The sequence below is a fragment of the Halothiobacillus sp. genome, from assembly GCF_027346185.1.
GTDB lineage: Bacteria > Pseudomonadota > Gammaproteobacteria > Halothiobacillales > Halothiobacillaceae > Halothiobacillus.
The window spans coordinates 1-6221 of sequence record NZ_DAIESY010000079.1 but is presented as its reverse complement, the minus strand read 5'-3'; the positions used below and the strand labels follow the sequence as shown (position 1 = coordinate 6221).

7 protein-coding genes are annotated in these 6221 nt (G+C 54.9%); 5 read left to right on the top strand and 2 right to left on the bottom strand.

Going from position 1 to position 6221, the window contains the following annotated elements:
* Nucleotides 1-355: 355 nt before the first annotated feature.
* Nucleotides 356-1039: an endonuclease NucS domain-containing protein gene (locus M7R55_RS06300; protein WP_298219486.1), complete on the top strand. Its 684-nt coding sequence runs from the start codon at nucleotides 356-358 to the stop codon at nucleotides 1037-1039.
* 125 nt (nucleotides 1040-1164) lie between these two features.
* On the opposite strand, the gene M7R55_RS06295 is transcribed toward M7R55_RS06300, so the two are convergent.
* Nucleotides 1165-1608, bottom strand: a complete 444-nt coding sequence (locus M7R55_RS06295; protein ID WP_366881160.1) for a GNAT family protein — start codon at nucleotides 1606-1608, stop codon at nucleotides 1165-1167.
* 56 nt (nucleotides 1609-1664) lie between these two features.
* Complete coding sequence (locus tag M7R55_RS06290) at nucleotides 1665-2300, bottom strand: cysteine hydrolase family protein (protein ID WP_298219485.1); 636 nt, start codon at nucleotides 2298-2300, stop codon at nucleotides 1665-1667.
* A gap of 139 nt (nucleotides 2301-2439) precedes the next feature.
* On the opposite strand from M7R55_RS06290, the gene M7R55_RS06285 reads away from it, so the two are divergent.
* The 4 genes from M7R55_RS06285 (at nucleotide 2440) to M7R55_RS06270 (ending at nucleotide 6162) form a co-directional block, all read left to right on the top strand.
* Nucleotides 2440-3405 carry a helix-turn-helix domain-containing protein gene (locus tag M7R55_RS06285; RefSeq protein WP_298219484.1) on the top strand — a complete coding sequence of 322 codons (966 nt, stop codon included), beginning with the start codon at nucleotides 2440-2442 and terminating at the stop codon, nucleotides 3403-3405.
* A 1-nt stretch (nucleotide 3406) separates the two neighbouring features.
* Nucleotides 3407-3622 carry a hypothetical protein gene (locus tag M7R55_RS06280; protein WP_298219483.1) on the top strand — a complete coding sequence of 72 codons (216 nt, stop codon included), beginning with the start codon at nucleotides 3407-3409 and terminating at the stop codon, nucleotides 3620-3622.
* A 431-nt stretch (nucleotides 3623-4053) separates the two neighbouring features.
* Nucleotides 4054-4635, top strand: a complete 582-nt coding sequence (locus M7R55_RS06275) for a hypothetical protein (protein WP_298219481.1) — start codon at nucleotides 4054-4056, stop codon at nucleotides 4633-4635.
* Nucleotides 4636-4869: 234 nt separating this feature from the next.
* The gene (locus tag M7R55_RS06270; protein WP_298219480.1) at nucleotides 4870-6162 is read left to right on the top strand and encodes a transposase; all 1293 of its coding nucleotides are present in this window, start codon (nucleotides 4870-4872) and stop codon (nucleotides 6160-6162) included.
* Nucleotides 6163-6221: the final 59 nt, after the last annotated feature.

The following is a 6221-nucleotide window of genomic DNA, read 5'->3' as shown; positions in this document are numbered from 1 at the left end:
GGCTTCACTGGTGTTCTGGGCACCCGCTGCTCCGGGATCCGCGGTGTGCAGGCTGATGTAGAGCAGGGTCAGTGGGGCAGTGGTAGCATTGTCTGCAATGTTGGCGACGGGCACGGCCTGAAACAGGAGTTTCAACAGGTCATTGGCCCAGGTGGTGGTTTTACCGGCCATGGGGGTCTCCTCGAGAGGTTACGGGTTTGTGGATACGGGATCGACTGCTGGAATGGCTGCAGTCAAAGCGACTTCGGATGAGGGAAATCGAATTTCAGCGGGGAACAAGTACGGGGATCAGGCTGGTTACGGTCAAGACCGGAACGTCGAGAAATTTTTCCAAAAGGCACATAGAGGAGATGCCATGAAACGCTTCATCGTTGTCATTCCCAGGGAAGATGGTGGCGTCGAGGTTCATCCGATGAAAGAATGGTTACGGGCACATCCTGATTACATTCCCGCCGGACTCGATCCAATCGCTACAAATTCTCACCAACTACGCAATGGCCTTAAAAAATCAGGGTGGTCAATCCAAGAAACAGAATCTGAAGAACGCTTGATTAAACCAGGGTCGGGACAATTGGCAAATGCTGTTGAGGCGGTACTTGGGGGTGATGGCGAGGACGAAAACGGGGTGCAAAATGAAGCGATCTTTGCACTTGAATCCCAACTTCGTGATTTTCTCGCTCAAAATCTTGCCTCAATTCCAGTTGAGGGAAAGAAGTTGCGCCTTTATGTGGATCAAACCGGGCGAGACGGAGTCGAGTATCCAACTGCGGTTGGCCCAATCGACATCTTGGCTGTTGATGAACAGGACAGGTTTGTAGTGTTCGAGTTAAAGCGTGCTCGCAGTCCCGATCATGCAATTGGGCAGTTGACTCGGTATATGGGGTGGATTAGCGACACTATTGGGAAGGGGAAGATGACGCGCGGTGTAATCGTGGCAAAAGCCATTAGCAAAAACTTACATTATTCTGTCGCGGTCGTTCCAAACATAAGTCTCTTCGAATACGAGGTCAAGTTCGAACTCAAACCCGCTGTAAGGTAACAGACAACCGGCTGGACCTTTCGGCGAGGGCCTAATCATAGGGATGCTGAGGATCGTGGGAACCATCGCTGATCATGCCGCTTGCGCCGGGATTTCAAGCGCGCATGTGGCAGAGGCGGCCACAGTTATCGTTTTAGCCATTCTTGCTGCAGTAGGCTCATCAACAAAAAGTCTGTCGGCTGGTTATTGACGGTCTTGCAGCATTCGCCTTGATGGGTGAAACCCAGTCGCTGGTACAACTCGATTGCACGTCGGTTGTTTTTGCGGACGATGAGATGGATGCGCAACAACCCGCATTCATCAAAGCCCTTCGCCAGCGTATCAATAGTAATGGTCCTGCCCAAGCCCTGGCCAATTTTGTCAGCGCGCAGGGCGATGCGGAACTCGGCCTCGCCTGGCGCAGTCGTGGCAAGAATTGTGAAGGCGATCAGATTTCCAGTCTCTTCCACCGCATAAATCCAGGTGTCCGGCCGGTGACCGAATTCGGCAAGCCAACCATCCTTTCTCAGGGCGTAATTCAGTTCATTGAATTCAGTTGGATAATCTGGCCAACTTTTGATGATGGCCACATCTTCTCGGACGAGAGGGCGTAAAAGCGGCTCATGGTGCCGGAGGTGCATGCTGTTCATGCGGACTTCGCCAAACCACGTGCCCGACGGTTGGACGCATGGATGTTATCCTGCGGTAGCGATTCGCCCGTTTGCAGCGCCGCAATCCATTCCTCTGTAGTTGCCACTGCGGCAAAGCGCGTTTGCATGACCACGGTGAAAACGCGATGGATTTCCTCGGCACTGGCCCTGCCTACGCCATTTTCGTAGGACAGCGACCCGGCAGCATCAACAAGGAATTCCACTGACAATCCTGCGTGAAAGGCATGCTTGATAGTTGAGTCAGCGCAGTTGTGGGTCATGTAGCCGACCACTACCAGCGTATCGATTTCGTGCTTGCTCAGCCATTCGACCAGATCAGTGCTGACAAAAGCACTGGGCATGCTCTTTTCGATGTAATGGCTGTGCGGTCGGGTGGTGACCACCGTGTGGAGTTCCCATCCCGATGTGCCCTTTGAAAACACCGGCGAGCCCTGGGGCGAGGTGTTCTGCACAATTACAACAGGGATTCCTGCATGCTGTGCAGCATCCATGGCGTAGCCGATATTGGTCAGAGAAGAATGAATGTCGGGGTACTCGATTGGCAGGTTGCCGGTAACATATTCGTTTTGCACGTCGATGACGAGCAAGGCGCGGCGGGGGCTGACGGGCATAGGGATTCTCCTTGGTATTGAGTAGGATGGGATGGCGGCGTCGCTGTTTCAGCATTATTTCGCTTGGCGCGTCAGGCTAACAGTGACCTCCATGACAACTTCCGATAGAATCGGGCCACACTCTTCATCACACCTCGTTATGACTGCCCATACCATTGCTGTCGTCGCCTTCGATGGCATCAGCCCTTTCCTGCTGTCGATTCCCTGCGGAGTCTTCGGGGAGGACCGTAGCGCAGCGGGGGTGCCGCGTTTTGATCTGCGTATCTGTGGTATGCAATCCGGTCCACTGCCTACTTCGTCCGGCTTCTGCGTTGTCGCGCCGTATGGTCTCGAAGGCATGATCGATGCGGATACGATCATCGTGCCTGGATGGCACGATCCGCACATTTCTCCGCCGGAAACACTGCTTGAAGCACTATGTGCTGCCAATGAACGCGGTGCCTGTTTGGTTGGGCTGTGCCTTGGGGCATTCGTGCTGGCCGCCGCCGGCATTCTGGATGGGCGCCCGGCCACCACTCACTGGCTGTGGGCGGAAGAATTTGGTCGCCGCTACCCGCGTATCCGGGTGAACCCCGAGGTGCTGTATGTCGATGATGGCGATGTGCTGACGTCGGCTGGCGTTGCTGCCGGCATCGACTGCTGCCTGCACCTCATGCGGAAGTGGTGCGGCGCCGAGATCGCCAGCCGCGTGGCACGGCGCATGGTGGTGCCGCCCCACCGCCAGGGCGGCCAGGCACAATATGCCGAGTTGTCGTTGTCCGTTCGTGGAGATGGAGAGCGCATCTCGGCGCTGCTTGATTGGGCACGTTTGCACCTTGACCATTCCCTGGAAGTCGACATGTTGGCCGAACAGGCCAGGATGAGCCGTCGTACTTTCACCCGCCGTTTCAAAGCGGTCACCGGAACGACCGTGAGTAACTGGTTGCGTCATGAACGCCTGGCGATGGCGCAACGTCTCCTCGAATCGACCGATCAGTCGATTGAGTGGATTGCGGCTCGGGCGGGGTTCGGTTCGTCGGTGTCCCTGCGTCAGCAGTTCAGGGAGGTCCTACACATTTCACCATTGGCCTTTCGCCGCAATTTCCGCGGGCAAAGTGCGCGATAGTATGTCGCTATCTCGATGGGTCGAGTTGCTGTTCGAGGATGGTTTATGGGAACGACAACTACCCGCACTTTTCAAGGAAGCTGAAAAAAGTTGGCGCAAAATACGCGATGCGGATAAAATTCAACTGTTGAAGGGGCTTATCTTAAAAGACGGTGAGCCGGTGCGTTACCAAGACACCATCAGGTGTTGCACCTCGGACTTGATCCGCCGTTCATAATGATCGCTTCAAGGGCATATTGGACCGCGTCATGCATCATTGGCGACAGGTAAAAAAAAGATGGATTACCGTTGATATTGCCGGAAAGTGAAGACGATTATGATCAGTGAAACTTTACCTATGACCACTAAGATTAGGGCAGAGATAGCCGCTACGATTGAGACATTTAACCAAGGACTTCTCGGAAAATGCGCCTATATCCCCAGATTCACCCGACAGTACCTTTATCTGAGTCGTGCAGACTTTTACGGCAGTGCCCCATTACCCATCTGCCGTCTGGAATGGCGGGGTAAGCAGGATACCTGGGGCTTCGTGGTCTATAAGCACAGCAGTAATAAATATGACCCAGATGAGAGGATGTTCCCAGGGCAGCAGTATCTGGACGGAACCGTTGAAGGGGCCATGAAGTGCGGCCTGCAGGTGTATCCACTATGAACAAAACCGTGATAGATCGTCTCCCACTACCCAAGAGGCAGAAAGATGCACTCCGCCAGGCGAGGATCACCCAGACATTGATAGCAGATGCCATCGCCCAGCGCGATAGGCTGACCCTCGATGAAAAAGCCCGTTATGTTGAAATCCTCATTGAGCGCCAACCCCAATTAGCAGGGACGATTGTCGTTCTCAAGCGATTAGGCGTGGATGAAGTTGCTATGGAGCCCCTGGCGGATCTACTTCTGATGGTGACCATTGCCCTGGAAAATGCCCGGCTTGAATTACTTCCGGCCAGCGAAACTCTGGTGGATCTTTGCTATGAACGGGTGACCACCCGAATAACGCAGGAGAGTGATCCCCGACTGATCCCGATTCAAAGAGGCAAAGCCACACAGGACTACCTGGAGCAGCATCCGGAACAGTGGTTACAGGCGTATGCTTTCAACTTGGTGAAACCCCTGCAACAATCTGCAGAAGAGGACCGGGTAGTGGTTATGTTGACAACCGCTGTCTTCAACTTTGTAGAAGTGTTTACCGAACTGCTGCACCCTCATTGGGGACAGAAGCAGGCACATTAACCATATGAATAACAATGAATTCAGTAATAACTCAAGTTTAGACATTCAGCATCAAAATGGCAACCAATAAGACAGAAACAAAACGGCGAATTCAGCGTAAAAATAATCACGAAATGAGCAAAAATCACTTGACAGAAGGAACGGTTCGCGCGGTCGCCACCCTGCACACGAGGGGTTTTGTCGTGTGCAGGGTGGCGACCAATGAGGGCTTTTTCAGCCCTTGTTCGGTGTCCCATGACCTACGCTCAAACCGCCCGTCTCTGCCTGTCGAATTGGATCACCCATCTGCTCATTGCCGTCCCGCTCCGTTCTCGCGCCACGTTTATCGAGTTGCTGTGCGGCTGCCTGATTTCTCCCGAAGGCTGGGTGACGCGCGCGATCAGCGCCATCACCCGACGCCGCCATTGGACAACCTATTACAAGTTGCTGGAGCGAGGCAGTCTGAGGACGCTGCGTCTGGCGCAAGCCTTGTTCGAATTGGTCGCGCAGACGCTGCCGATGGACATGCTCAACCTGGTAATCGACGACACGCTGATTCTACGCCAGTCCGAAACGGCGCCGGGCAGTGCCATTCGGCACGACCATGCCAAAAAAGCCAATCAAACACAATTTGTACAGGCGCAATGCTGGGTGACTTTGGGCATCAGTGTGCTCGGCAGTATGGGGCGGAAGTATGTGCTGCCCATCGTGTCACGCCTGGTGCCTGTCAGCGGCAATCGCAACAAACTGACCATCGCGTTGTCCCTGGTGCGCGGCCTGGCGCCGGTGATGAAGGGCAAGCCAGTCCGGATACTGTTCGATGCCTGGTTCATGCGGGCGCGGCTGGTATTGCCGCTGCTATCCCGACAGATGCGGATCATCGGGCAGGCGCGGCGCGACACCGCGCTATTTCTGCCGCCTGCCGTATCGGTCAAACCGGGGGGGCGCGGACGCCCCAGAAAATACGGCATAAAGATGACGCCCGAGGCGATCCTGGCTTTGCCGGTGACCGAACTCAAGTTGACGCTGTATGGCAAGGAACAGTGGGTGCGTCTGCGCAGCGTGGTGGCGATGGCGCGCTTTCTCAAAGGCGCGCAGGTACGCGCCGTATGGTGCGAATTCCACGATATGGACAAGCAGTGCTGGTCGAAGGCGCGGCTGTTGCTGGCGACCGAAACGGAACTGGGTGCCGAGGAAATTCTGCGCCTGTATGCGCGGCGTTGGGGTATCGAACCGCTGTTCCACAATCTGAAGCGCTGGTGGGGCGTGAACCATCTGTGGCAGCAAAAACGCACGGTGCTGGAACTGTGGATGCAGATCCGTTCCACGGCATGGACGCTGGTTCAGTTGCTGAGTTTGGTCGTGGAAGAAACTTTCCCTATCGCAGTCGTGTCACCCTGGCGCGACAAGCAACCGCTGACCGCCGGATTAGTGGCACAGTGGCTACGTATGGAATTTACCGGACTTGCGTTTCGGGACGGATTCAACCGGAAGTCCGCGATATTCACCTTCCCGGAACAGCGCGGCGACCCCAGATTTCGGGTGTAGTACCGCTGTCAGCAGCAAATGGCCGGTGTTTTAATCATTTCAACTTCAATTTCGCCACC